Raw genomic sequence first — 21,001 nt, 5'->3', positions numbered from 1 at the left:
TTTCAGCATTTATTCAAAAGCTCTTATCTTTATGTAATTTAATTTTAATAAAGTGGATACAGAAAAAAGGCAGAGCAGATCAGCCCTATCTTTGTAAATTAATGGTTACTAATCGCGCTATTTAATCGTTTGCGATAACACAGATAAACAATAATCATTAATGGGATTAGTAACAACTGAACTAGATAGAAGTACCTAATCGGCAGCAGATCATTCACAAACCCCATAATGATCGGTCCAAAGGACATCCCAATGTCTAGTCCTAAATAAAAGGTGCTGCTAGCTAAGCCCTGCTCATTGATTGGCGCAAGTAAGAGCGCCGTCGACTGCAAAACCGAATAAATAACGCCATAGCCAATTGCCATCCCGCAAGCAGCAAGTCCCATTTCCCAGTTACTTTTCATGACGGCTAATAATACCAAATAAATAGCCGTAGCGATGGTACTAAGCCAGAACCACACACCAAAACGAACTGTATCAAATAAATTCTTAAGTCCTATTCTAATTATTAATAACACAACTGCATAAATTAGAAAGTATGACCCCACCGCAACATTCAAGTGACGCTCTTGCGCATAAGTTACAAGGTCTGCTTGAGTCGCAAAATACGGAAAGGCAAACAAGGTCGTGAGTAAGGCAATCGGCAAGTCTTTGACTTCAATAATCTTGAAGTGCTTAGGTGCATTACCCCCCACTGCCTTTTTCTGGGGCTTAGCATGGTTACCAACAAAATTAATTGTAATAATCATCAAAAAAGAAGATACCGCAGAAGCAATAATCGCTATGCGATAACCTGTTTTTTGATAAACATTAATTGCCAGTGCTGGTGCCACAGCCATTGCTAAAGCATTCATTAAACCGTAAAAGCCCATCGCTTCACCAACATGCTCACGTGGTACCAAGAATGCCAGCCAAGTTGTCATACAAACCGTGTCTAAGACATACCCAGCACCATTAATCAGCCTAAACAACAGCAGCCAACCACTTTTAGGAGCAAAGACATAGCCAGTTACACCAATAAAAATTAAAATGCCACCAATTAGTGATAAGCGATACTTAGAAAACTTATCCGTTAAGTTACCGGCAATTGGTCGCAAAAACATCGCGGCAATACTCATAATTCCCACGATAATCCCCGCAAATGCACTGCTGGCACCAAGACTCTTGGCGTAACCATTAATCAATGGATTAACAAACATCGTACTAAACATAAAGAAAAACGATGCCGCCATTACTAATATTACATCTTTAGTATAAATCGATTTATGCTGTGCCACTTTTTATCCTCACAAAATTCATTAACATGATAATTCTACCACTTAATAAAAGTTTAATTAATGGTTCTATTGTTTATTTTATAATTAACAAAAAAGAACTGCCCGAAAATAATCAAGCAGTTCTTTTGAATAAATCAATTTATTAATTAATAACCCATGTACTTATTTCTTTCCCAGTCAGAAACAGTTTGGGTATATTGTGACCATTCTAATTCCTTAGAAGAAATAAAACTGGACGATAGGTGTTTACCCAAAGCATCTTGGATTAACTTATCAGCCTTGAATGCTTTTAAGGCACTGTGCAAAGTTGCTGGCAATGGTTTGATTCCCAATTCTTCACGTTTTTCTTCACTCATTTCAAATAAGTTAGAAGTAATTGGATCCATTGGCATTTCCGCTCTCTTAATACCGTCAAGTCCAGCAGTTAAACATGCAGCAAGTAGCAAGTATGGGTTAGCAGTTGGGTCAGCAGAACGCATCTCCAAGCGAGTATTAATCTCTTCAGCTGATGGAATCCGGATCATTGGTGAACGGTTCTTTGAAGCCCAAGAAATATAAACTGGTGCTTCAAAGCCGGGAATCAACCGCTTGTATGAGTTAACAGTTGGGTTACCAATTGCTGTAATTGCCCGCGCATGGGTCAAAATTCCGTTTAGGAAGTAAAGTGCGGTATTTGATAGGTGGTATTCATTATTCTTGTCATAAAAAACATTCTTACCATCTTTGAACAAGGACATGTTAGTGTGCATCCCATTACCAGCTTGACCTTGAAGCGGCTTAGCCATAAATGTCGCAAACAAGTTATGCTTTCTGGCAACTTCGCGAACAACCATCTTAAAGGTTTGCACACGGTCAGCAGTTGTTAATGCATCATCGAATTTAAAGTCAATTTCTTGTTGACCGTCACCAACTTCATGGTGAGCAGCCTCAACTTCAAAGCCAATGCTCTCAAGTGTTTCAACAATTTCCCGACGACAACTTGCACTTTCATCATTTGAGGTCATGTCAAAGTATGAAGCGTGATCCGGCACTTGAGTAGTCCAATTATCATTTTCATCTAACTTCAACAAGTGGAATTCTGCTTCAAAACCAATATCGAAAGCAGAAAAACCCATTGTCTTCATTTGTTCAACAACTCGCTTCAAGTTGTTACGTGGGTCGCCATCAAACGGCTTACCGTCAGTTGTATGAACTGAACAAATCAGTCGACCAATCTTGCCACCTTGACTATCAGTCCATGGCAATACTGCCCAAGTTGAGAAATCTGGATACAAAACCATGTCGCTTTCTTCCAAACGAACAAAACCGTCGATTGAAGAACCGTCAAAACGAATGTCATTACTTAAAACTTTTTCAAGTTGGCTATTTGGCACCTCAACGGCCTTTGAAGTACCGTTGATGTCCGTAAATGCCAATCGTAAAAAGCGCACGTCATTATCAGCAACGCTCTGTCTAATATCATCTGCTGTAATTGTCTTTGCCATTTTTTTCACCTAATAAAAAATCATACAGTAATTGGTCTGGTCCTATCAAAACTTCCTTGTTCTGCATAAAACCTGTTTAATACAATAACAAACCCTAGTCCAAAAGTCAAAGTGGTCTAGTATGTTTTTCCAACCTTTACCGTTTTTTAATTAATTCAAGAATTACTTGCAAAAAATAATTCATTTACTGCATTCGTGATGGCAATCTTCACATGCGCATAAGTTAATCCACCTTGCATGTAAATTGCGTACGGCGGGCGAATTGGACCATCACCAGAAAATTCAATACTTGCACCTTCGACAAAGGAGCCGTCAGCCATGATAACCTTATCCTCATAACCTGTGTCATTACTTGGAATTGGATCGACAAAGGAATTAACCGGTGAGTTCTCTTGCAAAACTTTAGCAAACCGAACCATTTTGTCCTGATCATGGAAAATCACCGTTTGAATCAAGTCAGTCCGATCTTCATTCCACTTAGGTGTTACTTCTTCACCCATTCGTTCCAAAATTGCGGCCGAATAAATAGCACCCTTAATTGCATTACCGGTTGTATTCGGGGCAATGAACAAACCTTGGAAGTAATCGAGATTGTTATTTAAACTGGCACCTTCCTCACGACCAATGCCGCCAGCAGTCAAACGTGCCGCGGTATTTTCAATCAGTTCGTGCTTGCCGACAACGTAACCACCAATTTTGGCTAAGCCGCCGCCGGCATTTTTAATTAATGAGCCAGCCATTAAGTCAGCGCCATACTCAGTTGGTTCATGCTTTTCGGAAAATTCACCGTAGCAATTGTCAATCATAATGATACTCTTAGGGCTAACTTCACGAATCATTGCAATCATCGGCTTAATTTTGGCGACAGTAAAACTCTGGCGGGTATTATAACCTCGTGAACGTTGAATAACAACCATCTTCGGTTGATGCTCACCTAGCAATTTGCGCGCAGCATCATAATCAACTTCACCATCTTTCAACTCAACATGCGAGAATTTGACGCCGTATGCTTGCAAACTGCCGCGACCATCACCAGCAACGCCAATTACTTGCTGCAGCGTGTCATACGGCATCCCTGTTAAGTAAGTTAATTCATCTCCCGGCAGCAAATTCCCAGCCATTGCCGTGGCAATCGTATGCGTACCCGATACAAATTGTGAGCGGACAAGAGCATCCTCGGTATGAAAAATCTGCGCATAAATCCGGTCTAACTTATCACGTCCAGTATCATCTGAACCATAACCAGTGGTTCCCTGCAAATCAGCTTCTGCAACTGCTTTATCCTTAAAAGCCTGCAAAACTTTGTTCTGATTATACAAAATATTGTCGTCAATCTTAGCAAGCTGTGGTGCGATTTGTGCATCAACTTCCTTAACGATTTGTTGTAATTCTTCTGGCCAATTATTCATGGAGCCATTCCTCAACTTTCTCTTCTATTTTTGTAATACAATTTTGATCTTTTAACGGGTCAAACCAGTGACAAGGCAGTTGGTGCCTGAAATATGTCAATTGCCGTTTAGCATATCGCCTTGAACTGGTCTTTAGCTGATCTACACAATCTGCTAGGCTTTTTTCCTTTTTTAAATACGGGAAAAATTCTTTATAGCCAATTGCCTGCAAGATTTGGTATTCCCGGTCGCGATTTTGGTAAATAAATTCAGCTTCCTGCAGCATTCCTTGAGTCATCATTTGGTCAACTCGCAAATTAATCCGCCGGTAAATTTCCTGCCGTTCAGAATTTAAGCCAATAATTAAATAATCATAGCGCGGCTTAATTTCTGTTTGCTGCTGCGAAAATTTCTGCCCTGTTCGCTCAATTACGGTCAATGCCCGTAAACTGCGCCGAGAGTTAGCCACGGGGATTTTGCTGGCGGCAGCAGGATCACGCTTATTTAATTCTTGCCACAAAGCTTCTGGTCCCTGCTCATCTAAAAATTCTTGCCACTTAGCAGCAATTGCCGTTTCGTGTTCATCCTTTTCCCCCAGCTGCATTTGATTAAGCAGGGCATTAACATAAAAGCCAGTACCGCCGACTAATATTGGCAATTTACCAGCAGTCGCAATTGTCTTAATTGCCGATTGAGCCTGCTCAGTAAAATCCTTAACCGAATATGGTTCAAATACTGATTGGCTGTCAACCAAATAATGCTTAACCTGAGCTTGTTCTTCAGGTGTTGCCTTCGCCGTACCAATTGCTACTTCCTGATACACCTGCATTGAATCGCCAGAAACAATTTCACCATTCAGCTGCTGCGCTAATTTGATAGCCAAACTGGTCTTGCCAATCGCTGTCGGCCCTACAATTGCTAGTACTTTTTGCATCTCGAATATCCTTTTTCCTAATAAAAGCAAAAAACATGTTTGCGCGAGTGCCCGAAACATGTTCTTCTAATTAATATTTAGATGTTTTTGTGCGACCGTTCCACTCATCAAAACCATTTTTCAACCATTTAATTGAAGAAAATTTCTTCTTTTGCAAAAATCTGGCAGCCCGTAAAGTTACGGTTAATGAATCAGAGTATAAATAAACCGGCAAATCGGCTCTAAGTTCGCTATATTGGTATTTAAGTGTTGTATAAGGCAAGTTGCGTGCACCATCAATATGCTTTCTCTTAAATGGAGCCTTTTCACGTAAATCAACGATTTGCGCCTTTCTCATTCCCTTATTAAATTCCTCATTGGTTAAGTCGCCTCTGCCAAGACGCTTAGTCTGGAACTTATTCCATAGCCAAACTGCAACAAAAGCCAGAATGACAACTACTAAGACAACATCCAAAATAATTAAAAAAGTTGACATTGATTAAACTCTTTTCTAAATAAACTTATAAGAATAATTTTACTACTAAATTATCCTAGCTTCTATGCTTTTCTTTCTCTTTGCGTTCCTCGTGCTCATGCTCACGCCGCAAAATCATCTTCGCAATTAGGTAATCATGCTTGTCGATTAAGCGTGAGTGATTAATATTGTCAAGTTCAAGCGCCATCAGCTCAATGTCCCAGATGCGTTTGCCAACGTGCACGAGGACACCATATTTTTCAAGGAGCTGCTGAACATCATATAAGTTCTTCATTAGAAACCTACGCCAATTAATCCTATGCTGGTATGAACCGCATAAACGAAATAAATCACCAGGCAACAGACTGCAATAACACGGATTTTATTTGAATATTCACGAAATTGCTTATTACCTAAAATAATAGCTAACAATAAACCCGTAATTAAGCCGCCTAGATGTCCGGCAATATCAATTTTTGAACCATTGCCAATACCAAACAGTACATTAGAATTTGAAAACATATCAAATATAATATTGATTACTGCTAACCAAAATGCCTGCTTGCCTAAGTAGACAATTGCGGAATTATCACGATTTCGGACACTAACCGCTGCCATTGCTCCCATTAAACCGAACAGGGCTGTCGAGGCTCCAACACTAACTGAATAGTTGCTCCAAGCCAAACTAAGCAAACTGCCACCAACTCCTGATGCCAAATATATTGCTAAAAAACGCCAGTGTCCTAAAATTTGTTCTAAATAAATTCCCAAATAATAAACCATTACTGCATTAGTAATTAAATGCATAATACCAATATGTAAAAATTGTGCTGTAAATAACCGCCACCATTGTCCGTAAACAAGAACTAGGCTCTTTACCATACCGCCCATCATAACAAGAGTTGCGGAATTTTGTGAACCACCCAGAGCGGTTTCCATTAAAAAGACCACAAACAAAACAATTAAAATGGTCCATGTCATGTAACTATCTTTAAAACTTTGTTTTTGCATTATAGCCTCGCTAACTTACAAAACTGCATCGGGCGTAATAATCGTTTGCATTGGTACATCTGTTTGTTCAACGTCCCATGCAGTCTTATTAAAAATCATCTGTGAATTTACTAGAGCAACCGTCTTAGTCTGCTGATGTTTAACTAAAAAGCGATCATAGTAACCGCCGCCAAAGCCAAGCCGCTGGTGTGTATCTTTTGCAAAAGCAAGTCCCGGTACAATAATTAAGTCCAAGTCATTATTAACTTTCGCATCTGGATCATCAACTTCTACAACACCAAACTTAGAAGTCGTCAACTTAGTCATATAACTATAATACAGAAAATCTTGTGAATGTTCTGAATTGTTATAGGCCTTAGCTAAATAAACATCCTTGCCTTGATCCCATAATAAAGCAATTAACCGTGAAGTATCAACCTCATAAGCAAGCGAAGAAGTTACGCCAACTGTTTGACTATTTTTGAGTTCATCCCAAGACAATATTTTGTCTAACAGTTGCTGATCCTCGAGCTCTTTTTGTTCAGTTTTTGCAAAATCTTGTAATCGACTAATTTGTTTTTGCCGTAAATCTTTTTTATTCATCGATTTCTTTCACTACAAAAAATAGCAGGAACAAAATGCCCCTGCCATATTGGTTTATTACTTAGTTTCACGATGAAGAGTTGCGTGTCTTTCAACAGGGCAATACTTCTTCAAACTTAAACGTTCCGGATGCTTACGCTTGTTTTTCTTAGATAAGTAACTTCTGTCGCCACATTCGGTGCATTCCAAAATGATGTTATCTGCCATTTCTTTCACCACCTACAATTTATTATTCTGACTGAATTATGATAGCATTTTTTAGAAAGTTTTACCAGAGTTATCCTCAAATTTCTAATTTTTATGCAATTTAAAGTAATCTTGGACCATTGCCTTAGCCATTTGCAAGGTATATGAACCTTCCAAATCAGGATCTAACCCTGGGAAAACAACCGCCACTGCTAACTTAGGATTATTCGATGGCGCATAACCAACGAAGGTCGCATTAATCAACTCTGGCGGATTCTTCTGGTTTGGATGATCAGGATCATAGTAGAATGTTTGGGCCGTTCCAGATTTACCCGAAATTGACGGCTTAACATCCTTTAACTTATGAGCCGTTCCCCATGAATTAGTCCCATGAACAACGCGCCAGAATCCTTGATGGATAACATCTAGCTCATCGCTAGTCCACGGAATCCGTAATTGCACATTAGGCTTTTTGTTATAGTCAATGTAAACTTTCTTACCATTAGTAGCCGTGTGACCAACTGACTGCACAACGTATGGCTGCAAACGATATCCGCCATTAGCAATCGTGGACACATATTGCGCTAATTGAATTGGCGTATAGGCGTCATAGTTACCATAAGCCAGGTCAAGAACCGACCCAGACAGAATTTGTCCTTGGGCATTAAATGATTTACCCTGAATACCAGCGGATTCACCCGGCAAGTCAACGCCTGTCTTTTGTCCCAAGCCAAACATATTAAAATTACGCCGTAGTGTGTCAAAAGCAGTATCAGGCATACTGATAAATTGCTTAGGCACATATTTAGCATGAATCCAATTCATTGCTAAGTGCATCATATAAATGTTACTTGAAACTTCAAGAGCTGTTGGCGCGTCCAAAGCCCCAAAAGTCCCAACGGGATAAACAGACTTCTTAATTGGCGAGCCTGGCAAGTAGATTGGGGTATCAGGCAAAGTATTGTTAGTTGGGGTAATCACCTTATTAATTAGACCGCCGCCGACCATTGCCCCTTTAACAACTGACCCCATAACGTAAGTTTGGTTAATGACACCTAAGGCATTATCAACTGTCTTATTCTTGTTCGGGTCGCGGTTAATCCCAGCAACGGCCAATAAAGCACCGGTCTGCGGGTTCATTGCCACGGCATAAGCCCCATTAGAATAATGAGCTGCTCCTGAAGCAATAGCTGAAGCATAAGTCTGCTTGAGTGCATTCTGAACCTCTTTTTGATACTTCGCATCAAGAGTTAGAACCAAACTAGCCCCAGCCTGACCAGAATAAACCGACTTGGTCTGTTCAATATTGCCATCGGACTTAGTCCAGACCTTGCTAGTTGACTTTGTTCCCTTTAAAAGCGGCTCATATTCTTCTTCTAAGTACGATGTACCAACGCGGTCATTACGTGAATAACCATTGGTCAAGTAATATTGTAAATTATCGCTTGGCAAACCAGCTTTTTCAGTTGAAACCGAACCAATAATACTCTTGATAGACGAACCATTAGGATATGAACGCTGCCAATCAGTCCCGATACCGACTCCTGGCAAGCTAGACAAGTGTTCACCCACTTCAGCAATTTCCTTATCAGTTAAGCCCTGATTTTTAATATAAATCGTTGATAGGGTATATGCACCTGATATTTTGTTATAAATTAAAGCCGCTGTCTTTTCACGGGGCGTCAGCTTAATGTGCTCCTTGCGCACTTGATTATCGATTGCATTATTAATGAGTTCTTCATCCTCGGTATTGCGCACCGACTTAGGTACTTTAGCTGTTTCCTTAGTGCTATTAGCCTTATTGCCAAGATAATAATCAATTACCTGCTGCTCGGTTGGTTTTTCATCATTAAGCCTAATGTAATAACTTAAAGCATTAGCAATCGAATATACTTGGTCAGATGTAGTTGAAGCACTTTTGGTATAAGTAATGGCATTCTGCGCCTTATTACCCACCAAAACGCGACCTTTATTATCATACATAACGCCGCGCGGCACCTGACTTGATACCACGGCAGAATTAGACTTCTGCACTTCAGCCTTAAAGCGTGAGCCATAACCTAGCTGCAAATATGCTAGTTGACCAATCAGCGTCGCAAACAGAACGAAGATAATTCCTAAAATAATTTTCATTCTGAGCGGTGTCGACGATTGACTTTTTGCATTAGCAGCTCCGCGATGTTTTTTAGAATATTTCACTTAATTCAAACCTCTCTAAACTAGAGTTATTTTAACAAAAAGCAGACGCCAATTCTATCACTTGACCACAGCTTTGGCAAAATTTTAAAAGATTACGTCAAAAATTGTTTCTTAGCCATTTACAACAATTTAGTTACCGCTAACATAATTTCATAATTCACTTCTGTCTTATTAGCGTTTGTAATAAAATTAAGATTATCAACTAATCTAAAAAAGGAGAGATATTATGACACTTATCTATCAAATTGGCGTTGATGCTGGCGGAACCCATACCACAGCAATTGCATACGACATGCACGGACAAGAGCTTGAACGTGCTGAAGCTGGTGCTGGACAGGTTAATACTGACTACGACCATGCAATTATTAATATCAGCGGTGCAATTAACCAATTGCTTAATCAAATTGACGGCGACTGCCAGCGTATTTTGTGTGGCATCGCGGGATTATCCGTTATCGGTAATGCCCCGCAGGTTGCTGCGGCAATTTCTAGTAAAGTTGGCAACTTGCCAACGCGGGCAATTACCGACTCACTCCTTGCGCTATATAATGGCCTTGAAGGTGCTGACGGCGGTTTAGTAATTGCAGGGACTGGTTCGGTTTTCAACGGTCTGCAAAATGGTCATATCATTACTACTGGTGGTTATGGTTCCTTACTAGGTGATGAAGGGTCTGGTTACGCAATTGCTCTATCTGCCTTAAAAGCCGCCTTACTCAGTTGGGATAAACGCGAGGATAACGCCTTAATCGCAATGTTTAACCAGATTTTTGCAGTTGATAATCTTGTTGACGGCACCGCCAAGTTTTATCAAATGACTAATCCAGAAGTTGCTTCAATGGCAATCGAAGTCGCTAAACTTGCCGACCAAGGTGATATGGACGCGACAGCGATTATTAAGGAGCAGGCCGAATTACTTGCCCGTGATATTATTATTGGTATGGATCGTTATGACAACCCTAAGCCAATGAAGGTGGCATTGACTGGTTCGGTTCTCGCCAATAACTCAATGCTGCGGGGCTTTTTAGAAGCTAAAGTTCATGCTAAGTATCCGCAAGCAGAATTCTCAATCTCTAACGGTGAAAATGCCCGTGGGGTTGTCTTTGATAAGAGCAAGGACTACCGCCACTTTACAAGTTAACCAAGCGATAATAAAAAAGCAGTTCATTAGAACTGCTTTTTTAATTTGAATTATTCCTCTACCTTGTTGATGACAACTTCAAACTTGCCACCGGGGGTCGAAATAGTTACCGTTTCACCCTTCTTTTTACCTAAAATGGCTTGGGCAATTGGTGAATCGTTAGAAATCTTGCCACTTAATGGATCAGATTCGTCACTACCAACAATTGTGTAGGTTTCCGGATCATCCTCACCGACTTCAGTATAAGTAACTGTCTTACCAACAGCTACTTCGTCAGGATTGCTGGCGTCAGCATCAACAACGTGCGCATACTTCAGCATTTCTTCAACGACACTAATCCGATCTTCAAGGTGACTCTGCTCATCCTTAGCAGCATCATACTCGGAGTTTTCGGACAGGTCACCGTATGAGCGGGCAACCTTAATTCGTTCAATTACTTCTGGACGCTTAACAACTTTTAAATTTTTAAGTTCTGCTTCAAGTTTTTCTTTTCCTTCAGCAGTCATTGGATATGATTTTTCAGGCATAAAATATACTCCTTAAAGTTAAATTTTCTTTGCAATGGTCTATGATATTAATTTCCCAGCACAAAGTCAACCTCTAACGAATTTTAGCGCTAAGTTTATCTTCCAAATCTGCCATAATGGCATTCATTGCCTTAGTGACAACTTCATCAGTCAAAGTATCTTTTTCATTCAAGAAGGTCAGGTTGTAAGCCAAACTCTTCTTGTCATCATCAATATGTGTCCCTTGGTAAACGTCAATTACGCGTAAATTACGCAGGTACTTGCCGCCATTGGCTTTAATGACATCTTCAATTTCTTGGTTAGTAACGTCTTCTTTAACCAAAATTGACAAATCACGTTCAATTGCAGGGAATTTTGGTGCTGGAGTTGAAACAGTCTTTGGTGCAATAATCATTGGAATAATTTCATCGAGATTTAATTCATAACCATAAATTTCCGCACCATTAAGGGATTTTTCAGCCATCGTAACAGTATGGGCAATCATGCCAATTAAGCCAACATACTTGCCCTTGATGTAAATTCCAGCAGTTCTAGTTGGGTGCAACCCGGCAACCATTTCTGCCTTATATTCAACCTCATTTAGGTCAATTCCAATTGCTAATAATAAGTTAGTCAATTGTCCCTTAACATAGTAGAAATCGATCTTTTCATCTTCATGTTGCCAATTAGCAAAGTAGGTATTGCCAGAGTAAAGTGCAGCTAAATGTTCATGCTCGTTATAAGTACCACCTTCATGGTCATAAACGCGACCTTGTTCGTAAAGAGCTAATTGATTTTGCTTACGTGCCATATTGTAGCTGGCAGCATCAACTAATCCCGTTAACAGATTTTGTCTTAAAGTTGAACGACTCGAGTTAAGCGGCATTTGAACTGCAACAACTTCTTTAGGATCCTTGGTAAAAGCCAATGCCTTATCTGGTGAAGTTAATGAATAAGAGATTGCTTCCAGTAGACCTTGACCTTGAACAACCTTTTTAATTCTTCTTAAAACTGTTTCTTCCTTAGAATAGCCACCGTGAGTTTCTGCTAAAACAGGTTGAGTTGATTCAATATTATCATAGCCATATAACCGACCGACTTCTTCAACTAAATCAGCAGGAATAGCGATATCCCAGCGTCTTGCTGGTACATTAACCGTTAAGTCATCACCATCAAGTTCAGCCTTAAAATTCAACCGGTCAAAAATATGCAGCATTTCAGCACCAGAAATGGTCGTACCTAAGACTTTATTAATATATGAAGCCGTAGTTTTAATTGTAACTGGCTTACGAGGTTCATCAGTAGCCTTAATTACGCCTTCAGCAACTGTACCCTGAGCGTTATTTCTAAGCAGTAATGCTGCCATGTCAAGCGCGCGCATGGTAGCATCCCAATTAACACCCTTTTCGTAGCGACTTGAAGCTTCAGTTCTGTTCGCATGACGCAAGGCAGCTTTTCTAATTAAAGTTGGGTCAAAGATAGCAGATTCCAAGATAACGTCAGTGGTATCATCTTCAATCTCAGAATTAAGACCACCCATTACTCCAGCCATCATGACAACACGGTTGCCATCGGTAATTACAATGTCATTAGGATCAAGATCAACGTCTTTGTTGTTCAATAAAACTAATTTTTCACCCTTATTGGCTTGACGTACGACCAATTTACCACTCTTAAAGGCGCGTGCATCATAAGTGTGCATTGGTTGTCCTGTCAACAGCATAATATAGTTAGTTACATCAACGACGTTGTTAATTGGACGAATTCCGGCATTCCACAAGCGTTTTTGCATCCACAAAGGACTATCAGCAATTTTAACGCCAGTTACTTTACGCAGGTAAAATTTAGGAGCTAACTTGGGATCAACTTGGACATCAAAATCATTTGTCCAATCGGGACCATCAGCCTTCAAAGTTACATCTTCAACCTTAACAGGTTCATCAACAATAGCACCGACTTCGTATGCGGAACCTTCCATTGACAAGGTATCAGCACGGTTGGGCGTAATATCAAAATCAAAGATATAATCGTCCATTCCCAATGGTTCATAAGCATCTTGACCTGGTTTAATCTCTGCATCTTCGGGGAAAACATAAATGCCATCAGTGTATTTTTCAGGAACTAAATTGTCGGCAAAGCCGATTTCCTGTAAACCACAGATCATACCGTTAGATTCATAGCCGCGCAGCTTGCCCTTTTTAATCTTAACGTTATCAGCAATTCTTGCACCTGGCAGAGCAACAACAACGTTCTCACCAGCAGCAACATTTGGCGCGCCGCAAACGATTTGGTGAGGTTCATCCTCGCCAACATCAACGTGAGTTATGTTAAGGTGGGTTCCCTCAATTGGCGTGCAGTCAATAATATGACCGATTACTAATTTTTTCAAACCTTCTTGTGGGTGCTTAACTTCAGCAACTTCAACACCTGTCCGGGTGATTTTTTCGCCTAATTGTTTGGGATCTTGATTTAATTTTAGAAAATCTTGTAGCCAATTGTATGAAACTAGCATTATCTTTCCTCCTTACGGAATTGCTCTAAGAAACGGACATCGTTTGTATAAAAATCGCGAATATCATCAATACCATATTTCAAAATCGCGAACCGATCTAAGCCGACACCAAAGGCAAAACCACCATAGACATTTGCGTCAACGCCGGCATTTTCTAAAACATTAGGGTGAACCATTCCGGCACCTAAGACTTCAATCCAGCCAGTATATTTACAAATTGCACAACCCTTACCATTACAATTAAAGCAAGAAACATCCATTTCAACTGAGGGTTCCGTAAACGGGAAGTAACTTGGGCGCAGACGGGTTTCACGGTCTTCACCGAAGATGTGCTTAGTGAGCAATTCCAGAGTACCTTTTAAGTCACCCATCGTGACATTCTTATCGATAACTAACCCTTCCATTTGCATGAATTGGTGGGAGTGCGTCGCATCATCATCATCACGGCGGTAAACTTTACCAGGCCCGACCATCTTTAATGGTCCTTGAGAAAAGTCATGCTTTTCTAAAACCCGAGCCTGGTCACCGGAAGTCTGTGAACGCAGCAAGTCTTCAGGATCAACATAGAAAGTAGCCTGCATATCACGAGCTGGGTGGTCCTTAGGCAGGTTCATCATTTCAAAACAATAGTGGTCAGTTTCAATTTCTGGTCCCTGCACTACTTGGTAACCCATCCCAATAAAGTATTTTTCAAGATCATCCAAAATAATATTAATTGGGTGCTCAGAACCAATGTGGTTTTCCCGACCTGGCAAAGTCACATCAATCTTTTCTTTTTCAAGACGCTCTTCAACAAGTGCCTTAACAATCTCTGTCTTAGCATCATCCAATTTGTCATTGAACAAATCACGCAGCTTGTTCACCCGCTGACCAATTTCACGTCTATGTTCAGGAGCAACATCCTTCATCGAGTGTAAAATTTCAGTCAATTCACCCTTACGGCCAACCAATTTTACCCGAACATCATTTAACTTTTCTTCGTTTTCTGCCTTATCAATTTCAGCAAGGCCTTTATCACGAAGTTCTTTCAGTCGATCAAATAAGTCCATAATTTTTCCTTTCAAATAAAAAAAGCTCCATCCCTAACAGGGACGAAGCTACGCGGTACCACCCTAGTTTGGACTCCATCAAAAGTCCACACTCAAGTCTTCGATAACGGTGAATACCGGAATTGATTAGATTCTACTGGCAAGATGAAATTCGCAGTTCCATTTAGACCTTTCTTTCAGCTCAATAAAAAAGTCTCTCTGATTAAACAATTGCTGTTACTAGTCTTGCTCATTAGTAATTAATTACTAGAATAATTCTTTTGCCCACAAGTTGCAAGTGAAATTTTGCTTTTAAACCCAATTATCGGCCCATTCATGAATTTGGTCAAAAACCGGCTGCAATTCGGCACCTTTTTTAGTTAAGCCATAAGAAATAATTTTAGTTTTAGCATCAACTGAACGTTTAACAATTTTTTCTTTTTCTAATTCTTTTAAACGTTCAACTAAAACCCGATCAGAACAAGCAGAAACACAATTAGCTAAGTCTTTGAAACGCATATAATTGGTCTCGCACAAGGAACTAATAATCAAGCCATTCCACTTCTTGCCGATGATTTGGAAGGCGTTAACAAAGTGAGGGCAGGTTTCATAAGTTAAAGCCCGACACCCATTAGTTTGTTGATATTTTCCTTTTTGACTCATGGCAGTTCCTCCGTTATTGATATCTAATTCTGACAACTATTATAATTAATTTACTTACTAAAAACAAGTATTCAATTCTTCAACACTAAGCAAAATGATAAATCATAATTCCTGCCGCCACTGCCGCGTTTAATGATTCAGCTTGACCTTTAATTGGAATATACAACTTTTCATCGCTGGCTTGTGCTACTGGCAAACTAACGCCATGAGCCTCATTACCAATAACTAAGCCCAACTGTGCTACTGGGGCAAAGTCGGGCAGTTGTTTTGCTGCCCGATCCAGCATACTAGCATAAACTGGAATGCCGCTGCCCCTTAAAGAAGCAATTGTCGTCGGCAATTCTGCCACAATTAAATTAATATGGAATTGACTGCCCTGCATTGCTCGTTGCGTCTTAGGATTGTATAAGTCAACACTATTTGGCGACAAGACAACCCCATCAAAGCCTGCAGCATCAGCTGTTCTAATAATTGTACCGACATTACCCGGATCAGCTAATTGGTCAAGCAGAACCCACTTGCCATAATTGAAGGGGTAATCCTTAGGCTGGGCAATTTTCAAAACCATAAAAACATTTTGAGAATTTTTAGTACTCGATAAATGACGGACAATTGCGGAATTAATTAAAATAACCTTTCGACTAGAGATATCGACTTCGTTTTCTGCGGCAATAGTATCTAGTGCTTCCTGCGTCCCTAATAAGTAAACGTACTTGCGGTTTGCTTTAATTGCTTCTTCAACTAGATGAAAACCTTCAATTAAATATAATCCCGTTTCCTCACGGTATTTTTTCTGCTTTAATTTGGCTAAATCCTTAATTAACTTATTGTTTACCGAACTAATTTGTTCCATTGTTAAAACCTCTTCCTCTTACTTCTATTCTAATGTAAACTATTAAATTTAAAAATGGTAAAATCAAGTATGTAACTTATAGAAAGGATTAATTATGGGCTTTTTTAATCGAAATAACCACTCTCATCGACAAACTTCCGCTAATTCAACTACGGAAACCTGGGAAATCACTGTTTCTGGTATTGTCCAGGGCGTTGGTTTCCGCTGGAGCGTCCAAGTTTTGGCTGATAAAATGCAACTCACGGGTTCTGTTCATAACAACTCAGACCGAACTGTAACCATTATGTTACAAGCTGACCTCAATCAAATTAACCAATTTTGCCAAGAATTACCCCACAACATTTCGCAGTTTGCCAAAATAACTAAAATAAGAAAAGAAAAACGAATAAATGTAAGCAAAATGCATGGTTTTCATGTATTATATTAGATATTGACTAAAATAATAATGTGGTGAATTGAATGAAAAAATATCGTAAATATCTTGGTTTAGCTGCCTTAACCTTGGTGGTCATGTTAATTGTAACGGGTTGTGCCCAGCGCGGCACCGCACTCAATACGCCGCCGTCAAGCGGCATTTACGGCTGGATTTACAGCTTTATCGGTAGACCTCTGCAGAATATCATGTTGCGCTGCTACACCCTGATTGGCGGGGCAAATGGTGCTGGCTGGGCCATTATCTTAATGACGCTAGTGGTTCGGATGATTTTGTTGCCATTAATGCTAAACCAGCAAAAGAAATCAACGACTCAGCAGGAGAAAATGGCTCGGTTGCAGCCGCAAATGAAGTTAATCCAAGACGCAATGAAAAAGAAGGATTTAACTCAAGACCAGCAGATGACCTTGGCCAACTGGCAGCGGCAATTATATTCGCAAAATAACCTATCGTTAACCGGCGGCATGGGCTGTCTGCCACTCATTATCCAGTTCCCAATCATGATTGGGATTTACCAAGCTGTAATGTATTCCAAAACCTTAGCCAATTCAACTTTCTTTACGATTTCACTTAGTGAGAAATCAATGCTGATGGCAATTATTGGTACAGTATTTGCCCTGATCCAGGGTTACATTTCGTTAATTGGTATTCCTAAAGAACAGAAGAAGCAAATGCAGTCAATGATGCTGCTGAACCCAATCATGACCCTGTTTATTTCAATGTCTGTTTCCGGTTCAGTCGCATTATACTGGGCTGCAGGTAACTTCTTTACCATTATTCAACAGGTAATCGTAACCTTCATCATTATGCCGCGCGTTAAGAAGAATGTTGATGAAGAACTCAAACGTGAACCATTCAAAGAAATTGTTACACCAGCTAAAATTGCTGAATTGTTAGACCAAAATTCTGCTGCACCAGCAGTTAACAAACAGGTCAAAGAAATGCACGAAAATTTGCGTAACCGCAATAAAGGTAAGCAAAATCATAAGTAACAAAATATTTAATTTAAAAAGGAACGTTAGCTTTTATTCTAACGTTCCTTTTTTATTTAATATCTTACTTTTAATTCTCTACAGCCTTTAAATCATTACGTGAGCTGCTTTAATACTATTAAAAGTCAATTGTAGCTAGCCGCAATTAAAATCATTTACAGCTTAATATATACGCCTTAGGTCAAACCACCTAACTTACTAAGATTTTTATACAAAAAAGACTAACCCAGATTATAAAATCTGCATTAGTCTTTTTAAAATTGAGGCTTTTCAACCTCTGTTTAACTTACTATTTTTTGAAATTAGCAACTAAGATGTACTTACCGTACCGACAATGGTAATACTTGCGACCATTGATTACTTTGGTACCATAGATCTTCATCTTTTTGCCTTTTCTTATCTTCTCATTACCTACACGATGACCCTTATCATTATAAACATAGGCATTGTGCTTCAAGTGCAGTTCTTTACCCTTAAAGTTACCAGCAGCAATAAACTTACCTTGCAAAACATTGTAGAATTTTCGACCCTGGGCATGGATTGCATCGTATGCCTTAAGTTCTTTACCCTTCTTTAAGACTGTCTTGCCAACTCGCTTACCTTTTTGGTTATAAATATAGGCATTGTGACGAAGCTTACTTTCAAAACCAACGAAGTTTTGAGCAGAAACATAATGACCATCGCCAATATAGTAGAAATACCGACCATTAATCAGTTGTTGCTCGCCGTAAGTCTTAACCTGTGACTTTCTAGCCAAAATCAAGTTACCGACACGTTGACCTGATTTATCATAAATATATGCATTATGATGAAGTTCTCTGATTACAGCATTATCAGTTGCAGCTGAAGTTGCAGTAGATGACGACATTGCTGGAACATAATTTCCACCATTGCCTGCCCACTCACTATTAAGTGAATTACTCTGACTGACTGAAACACTTAAGCTTTGACTAGCACTATCTGATACCGACTTACTGCTACTTTGACTTAGTGAAGCACTAGCGCTAATCGATGTACTTGTTACTAGTGAATCGCTCTCGCTTTGACTAGTTGACATACTTACACTAGCTGAACTGCTGCTTGCAGCAATCGAATCACTAGTACTAATAGATGTGCTTGCAGATAGTGATGCACTTTCACTTTGACTAGTTGACATGCTTACACTAGCCGAGCTGCTGCTTGCAGATAGTGATGCACTCTTACTTCGACTAGTCGACAAACTTTCTTTAGTTAAGCTGTCACTTTGACTAATTGAAATACTAAAGCTTTCACTTGCACTACTTACAATTGAATCACTAGCACTAATTGATCTACTGTAACTTTCACTTCTACTGTCGATTAATGATTGACTGTCTCTTTGACTAATCGACGTACTCATACTTGCTTCATACGAACTATTATTAACAGAATTACTGTAACTCTCGCTAGCACTGTCTATCTTAGATTTACTTTGACTCTCGCTTGTTGATCTACTCATACTTGCAAGATAATCACTAGTACTAATTGAGACGCTGAAGCTTTCACTTGTACTGTCTGCTTGTGACTTACTTTGACTCTCGCTTGTTGATCTGCTCATACTTGCAAGATAATCACTAGTACTAATTGAGATACTGAAGCTTTCACTTACACTGTCTGCCTTAGATTTGCTTTGACTCTCGCTTGTTGATCTACTCATACTTGCAAGATAATCACTAGTATTAGTAGAACTACTGAAACTATCACTTTGGCTAGCTACTTGTGAGTTACTTACACTATTACTCAAACTTGCTGAAGCATTGCTATTGCTTAATGAAATACTAAAGCTTTCACTTGTACTAATAGCAACTGACTGACTATCTCTTACACTTGCTGAAGCACTCATGCTTGCCATATATGAGCTATTGTTGACAGAGTTACTATAACTTTCACTCATACTATCTGCTTTAGATTTGCTTTGACTTTCACTTGCTGAACGACTAGCACTTGCGAGGTAATCACTATTGCTTACTGAAGCACTAAAGCTTTCACTTAAACTTGCGGTTCGTGAATTACTAATACTATTACTCAAGTTACCTGAACCATTACTATTACTTAACGAAATACTGTAACTTTCACTGGCACTAATAGCGGCCGATTGGCTATCTCTCATACTTGCTGAAGCGCTAATACTTGCCATATTGACAGAGTTACTATAACTTTCACTCATACTGTCTGCCTTTGACTTACTCTGACTCTCACTTGTTGACCTACTTATACTTGCTACATAATCACTTACACTAATTGAATTACTGAAACTTTCACTCAAACTTGCAGCTTGTGAGCTATTTACGCTAGCACTCAAGCTTGCTGAAGCAAACGAACTTTGCATACTCTTTGAAGTGCTGTCACTTTCGCTAGTTACGGTTGAGTTACTGTTACTTAAGGATTTACTGTAACTTTCACTATCTTTTTGATTAGTTGAAGTACTTTGACTGGCAACACTGTTACTGTCGCTAATTGAAGTACTAAAACTTTCACTAGCACTATCAGCCTTAGATTTACTTTGACTTTCACTTGTTGAACGACTAATACTTGCTACGTAATCACTGGTACTAATTGACATACTATAACTATTACTAATACTTTCTGCTTTAGATTTACTTTGACTTTCACTTGTTGAGCGACTAATACTTGCAATGTAGTCACTGGCACTAACTGAGGCACTATAGCTTGCACTAGCACTTGCTGCTGTCGAATCACTATTGCTTAACGAGGTACTATAACTCTTGCTTTGACTGGACGCTAATGAATTACTATCACTAATTGAGGTGCTGTAACTTTCACTAGCACTATCAGCCTTAGATTTACTTTGACTAGCAACACTGTTACTGTCGCTGATTGAAGTACTAAAGCTCTGACTAGCGCTACTAATCTTCGAGTTACTGTCGCTTAATGAACGACTATTGCTCATACTTTCAGAGGCATTCGAGTTACCCGAAGCGTTAATTGCTGAGGTAAATGAATCCTGCAAACTCTTCGAAATACTGTTGCTTTGGCTAACAGCTGCTGAGTTGCTCTGACTCAATGAATTACTGTAACTTTCACTTTGACTATCAGCTATCGACTTACTGTCCTTTTGGCTCTTGGAAGTGCTTTGACTAGCTGTACTGTTACTATCGCTGATCGAAGTACTGAAGCTTTGACTGGCGCTGCTAATCTTCGAGTTACTGTCGCTCAATGAACGACTATTGCTCATACTTTCAGAAGCATTTGAGTTTCCTGAAGCATTAATTGCTGAGGCAAATGAATCCTGCAAACTCTTAGAAATACTGTTGCTTTGACTAACAGCTGCTGAGTTGCTCTGACTCAGTGAATTACTGTAACTTTCACTTTGACTATCAGC

Annotated in this window: 19 protein-coding genes; 3 read left to right on the top strand and 16 right to left on the bottom strand. The window is 39.5% G+C overall.

The window, feature by feature from the left end; genetic code table 11:
• Positions 1 to 98 precede the first annotated feature (98 nt).
• From PT281_RS06440 to PT281_RS06395, 10 genes are all read right to left on the bottom strand, one after another.
• A complete protein-coding gene (locus tag PT281_RS06440) occupies positions 99 to 1,277 on the bottom strand; it encodes an MFS transporter (protein WP_277153058.1) in 1,179 nt (392 codons plus the stop codon).
• A 146-nt stretch (positions 1,278 to 1,423) separates the two neighbouring features.
• Positions 1,424 to 2,761 (bottom strand): glutamine synthetase family protein, encoded by a 1,338-nt coding sequence (locus tag PT281_RS06435; RefSeq protein WP_277153056.1) that lies wholly within the window; start codon positions 2,759 to 2,761, stop codon positions 1,424 to 1,426.
• A gap of 155 nt (positions 2,762 to 2,916) precedes the next feature.
• Positions 2,917 to 4,170, bottom strand: coding sequence for a methionine gamma-lyase family protein (locus tag PT281_RS06430; RefSeq protein WP_277153054.1), 1,254 nt, complete (start codon positions 4,168 to 4,170; stop codon positions 2,917 to 2,919).
• Positions 4,163 to 5,083 carry a tRNA (adenosine(37)-N6)-dimethylallyltransferase MiaA gene (miaA, locus tag PT281_RS06425; RefSeq protein ID WP_277153052.1) on the bottom strand — a complete coding sequence of 307 codons (921 nt, stop codon included), beginning with the start codon at positions 5,081 to 5,083 and terminating at the stop codon, positions 4,163 to 4,165. The genes PT281_RS06430 and miaA overlap by 8 nt, the downstream gene beginning before the upstream one ends.
• A gap of 70 nt (positions 5,084 to 5,153) precedes the next feature.
• Positions 5,154 to 5,558 carry a rhodanese-like domain-containing protein gene (locus PT281_RS06420; protein ID WP_277153050.1) on the bottom strand — a complete coding sequence of 135 codons (405 nt, stop codon included), beginning with the start codon at positions 5,556 to 5,558 and terminating at the stop codon, positions 5,154 to 5,156.
• 55 nt (positions 5,559 to 5,613) lie between these two features.
• The gene (locus PT281_RS06415; RefSeq protein WP_277153048.1) at positions 5,614 to 5,832 is read right to left on the bottom strand and encodes a YqgQ family protein; all 219 of its coding nucleotides are present in this window, start codon (positions 5,830 to 5,832) and stop codon (positions 5,614 to 5,616) included.
• Positions 5,832 to 6,548 (bottom strand): rhomboid family intramembrane serine protease, encoded by a 717-nt coding sequence (locus tag PT281_RS06410; RefSeq protein ID WP_277153046.1) that lies wholly within the window; start codon positions 6,546 to 6,548, stop codon positions 5,832 to 5,834. Before PT281_RS06410 ends, PT281_RS06415 begins: the two co-directional genes overlap by 1 nt.
• 15 nt (positions 6,549 to 6,563) lie before the next feature.
• A complete protein-coding gene (locus tag PT281_RS06405) occupies positions 6,564 to 7,130 on the bottom strand; it encodes a 5-formyltetrahydrofolate cyclo-ligase (protein ID WP_277153044.1) in 567 nt (188 codons plus the stop codon).
• Between the two features lie 57 nt (positions 7,131 to 7,187).
• Positions 7,188 to 7,337: a 50S ribosomal protein L33 gene (rpmG, locus tag PT281_RS06400; protein WP_172999151.1), complete on the bottom strand. Its 150-nt coding sequence runs from the start codon at positions 7,335 to 7,337 to the stop codon at positions 7,188 to 7,190.
• 84 nt (positions 7,338 to 7,421) lie between these two features.
• Positions 7,422 to 9,515: a penicillin-binding protein 2 gene (locus tag PT281_RS06395; RefSeq protein ID WP_277153042.1), complete on the bottom strand. Its 2,094-nt coding sequence runs from the start codon at positions 9,513 to 9,515 to the stop codon at positions 7,422 to 7,424.
• A gap of 226 nt (positions 9,516 to 9,741) precedes the next feature.
• On the opposite strand from PT281_RS06395, the gene PT281_RS06390 reads away from it, so the two are divergent.
• Positions 9,742 to 10,653, top strand: coding sequence for a BadF/BadG/BcrA/BcrD ATPase family protein (locus tag PT281_RS06390; protein ID WP_277153040.1), 912 nt, complete (start codon positions 9,742 to 9,744; stop codon positions 10,651 to 10,653).
• Between the two features lie 50 nt (positions 10,654 to 10,703).
• Here PT281_RS06390 and greA read toward each other — a convergent pair whose 3' ends face one another.
• The 5 genes from greA to PT281_RS06365 all read right to left on the bottom strand — a co-directional run bounded on the left by greA (position 10,704) and on the right by PT281_RS06365 (position 16,215).
• Complete coding sequence (gene greA / locus PT281_RS06385; protein ID WP_277129403.1) at positions 10,704 to 11,180, bottom strand: transcription elongation factor GreA; 477 nt, start codon at positions 11,178 to 11,180, stop codon at positions 10,704 to 10,706.
• Positions 11,181 to 11,253: 73 nt separating this feature from the next.
• Positions 11,254 to 13,671: a phenylalanine--tRNA ligase subunit beta gene (gene pheT / locus PT281_RS06380; protein WP_277153038.1), complete on the bottom strand. Its 2,418-nt coding sequence runs from the start codon at positions 13,669 to 13,671 to the stop codon at positions 11,254 to 11,256.
• Positions 13,671 to 14,720, bottom strand: coding sequence for a phenylalanine--tRNA ligase subunit alpha (pheS, locus tag PT281_RS06375; protein ID WP_277153036.1), 1,050 nt, complete (start codon positions 14,718 to 14,720; stop codon positions 13,671 to 13,673). Before pheS ends, pheT begins: the two co-directional genes overlap by 1 nt.
• A 291-nt stretch (positions 14,721 to 15,011) precedes the next feature.
• On the bottom strand, positions 15,012 to 15,362 hold the full coding sequence (locus PT281_RS06370; protein WP_277153034.1) for a helix-turn-helix domain-containing protein: 351 nt from the start codon (positions 15,360 to 15,362) through the stop codon (positions 15,012 to 15,014).
• Between the two features lie 85 nt (positions 15,363 to 15,447).
• A complete protein-coding gene (locus PT281_RS06365) occupies positions 15,448 to 16,215 on the bottom strand; it encodes an RNA methyltransferase (protein WP_277153032.1) in 768 nt (255 codons plus the stop codon).
• 94 nt (positions 16,216 to 16,309) lie between these two features.
• Here PT281_RS06365 and PT281_RS06360 point away from each other — a divergent pair, with 94 nt between their 5' ends.
• Complete coding sequence (locus tag PT281_RS06360) at positions 16,310 to 16,642, top strand: acylphosphatase (RefSeq protein ID WP_277153030.1); 333 nt, start codon at positions 16,310 to 16,312, stop codon at positions 16,640 to 16,642.
• Between the two features lie 32 nt (positions 16,643 to 16,674).
• Complete coding sequence (gene yidC, locus PT281_RS06355) at positions 16,675 to 17,640, top strand: membrane protein insertase YidC (protein ID WP_277153028.1); 966 nt, start codon at positions 16,675 to 16,677, stop codon at positions 17,638 to 17,640.
• A gap of 289 nt (positions 17,641 to 17,929) precedes the next feature.
• Here yidC and PT281_RS06350 read toward each other — a convergent pair.
• Positions 17,930 to 21,001 (bottom strand): SLAP domain-containing protein (locus PT281_RS06350; RefSeq protein WP_277153026.1); only part of this gene is annotated, 3,072 nt, incomplete at its 5' end.

Source organism: Lactobacillus sp. ESL0701 (assembly GCF_029433445.1).
Classification (GTDB): domain Bacteria; phylum Bacillota; class Bacilli; order Lactobacillales; family Lactobacillaceae; genus Lactobacillus.
This window is presented reverse-complemented; position numbering and strand designations above follow the sequence as displayed.

Excerpts from the sequence above, each read along its gene's own strand:
- PT281_RS06435 (WP_277153056.1), bottom strand. The coding sequence starts at position 2,761 with ATGGCAAAGACAATTACAGCAGATGATATTAGACAGAGCGTTGCTGAT.
- PT281_RS06430 (WP_277153054.1), bottom strand. The coding sequence starts at position 4,170 with ATGAATAATTGGCCAGAAGAATTACAACAAATCGTTAAGGAAGTTGAT.
- miaA (WP_277153052.1), bottom strand. The coding sequence starts at position 5,083 with ATGCAAAAAGTACTAGCAATTGTAGGGCCGACAGCGATTGGCAAGACC.
- PT281_RS06420 (WP_277153050.1), bottom strand. The coding sequence starts at position 5,558 with ATGTCAACTTTTTTAATTATTTTGGATGTTGTCTTAGTAGTTGTCATT.
- PT281_RS06415 (WP_277153048.1), bottom strand. The coding sequence starts at position 5,832 with ATGAAGAACTTATATGATGTTCAGCAGCTCCTTGAAAAATATGGTGTC.
- PT281_RS06410 (WP_277153046.1), bottom strand. The coding sequence starts at position 6,548 with ATGCAAAAACAAAGTTTTAAAGATAGTTACATGACATGGACCATTTTA.
- PT281_RS06405 (WP_277153044.1), bottom strand. The coding sequence starts at position 7,130 with ATGAATAAAAAAGATTTACGGCAAAAACAAATTAGTCGATTACAAGAT.
- rpmG (WP_172999151.1), bottom strand. The coding sequence starts at position 7,337 with ATGGCAGATAACATCATTTTGGAATGCACCGAATGTGGCGACAGAAGT.
- PT281_RS06390 (WP_277153040.1), top strand. The coding sequence starts at position 9,742 with ATGACACTTATCTATCAAATTGGCGTTGATGCTGGCGGAACCCATACC.
- greA (WP_277129403.1), bottom strand. The coding sequence starts at position 11,180 with ATGCCTGAAAAATCATATCCAATGACTGCTGAAGGAAAAGAAAAACTT.
- pheT (WP_277153038.1), bottom strand. The coding sequence starts at position 13,671 with ATGCTAGTTTCATACAATTGGCTACAAGATTTTCTAAAATTAAATCAA.
- pheS (WP_277153036.1), bottom strand. The coding sequence starts at position 14,720 with ATGGACTTATTTGATCGACTGAAAGAACTTCGTGATAAAGGCCTTGCT.
- PT281_RS06370 (WP_277153034.1), bottom strand. The coding sequence starts at position 15,362 with ATGAGTCAAAAAGGAAAATATCAACAAACTAATGGGTGTCGGGCTTTA.
- PT281_RS06365 (WP_277153032.1), bottom strand. The coding sequence starts at position 16,215 with ATGGAACAAATTAGTTCGGTAAACAATAAGTTAATTAAGGATTTAGCC.
- PT281_RS06360 (WP_277153030.1), top strand. The coding sequence starts at position 16,310 with ATGGGCTTTTTTAATCGAAATAACCACTCTCATCGACAAACTTCCGCT.
- yidC (WP_277153028.1), top strand. The coding sequence starts at position 16,675 with ATGAAAAAATATCGTAAATATCTTGGTTTAGCTGCCTTAACCTTGGTG.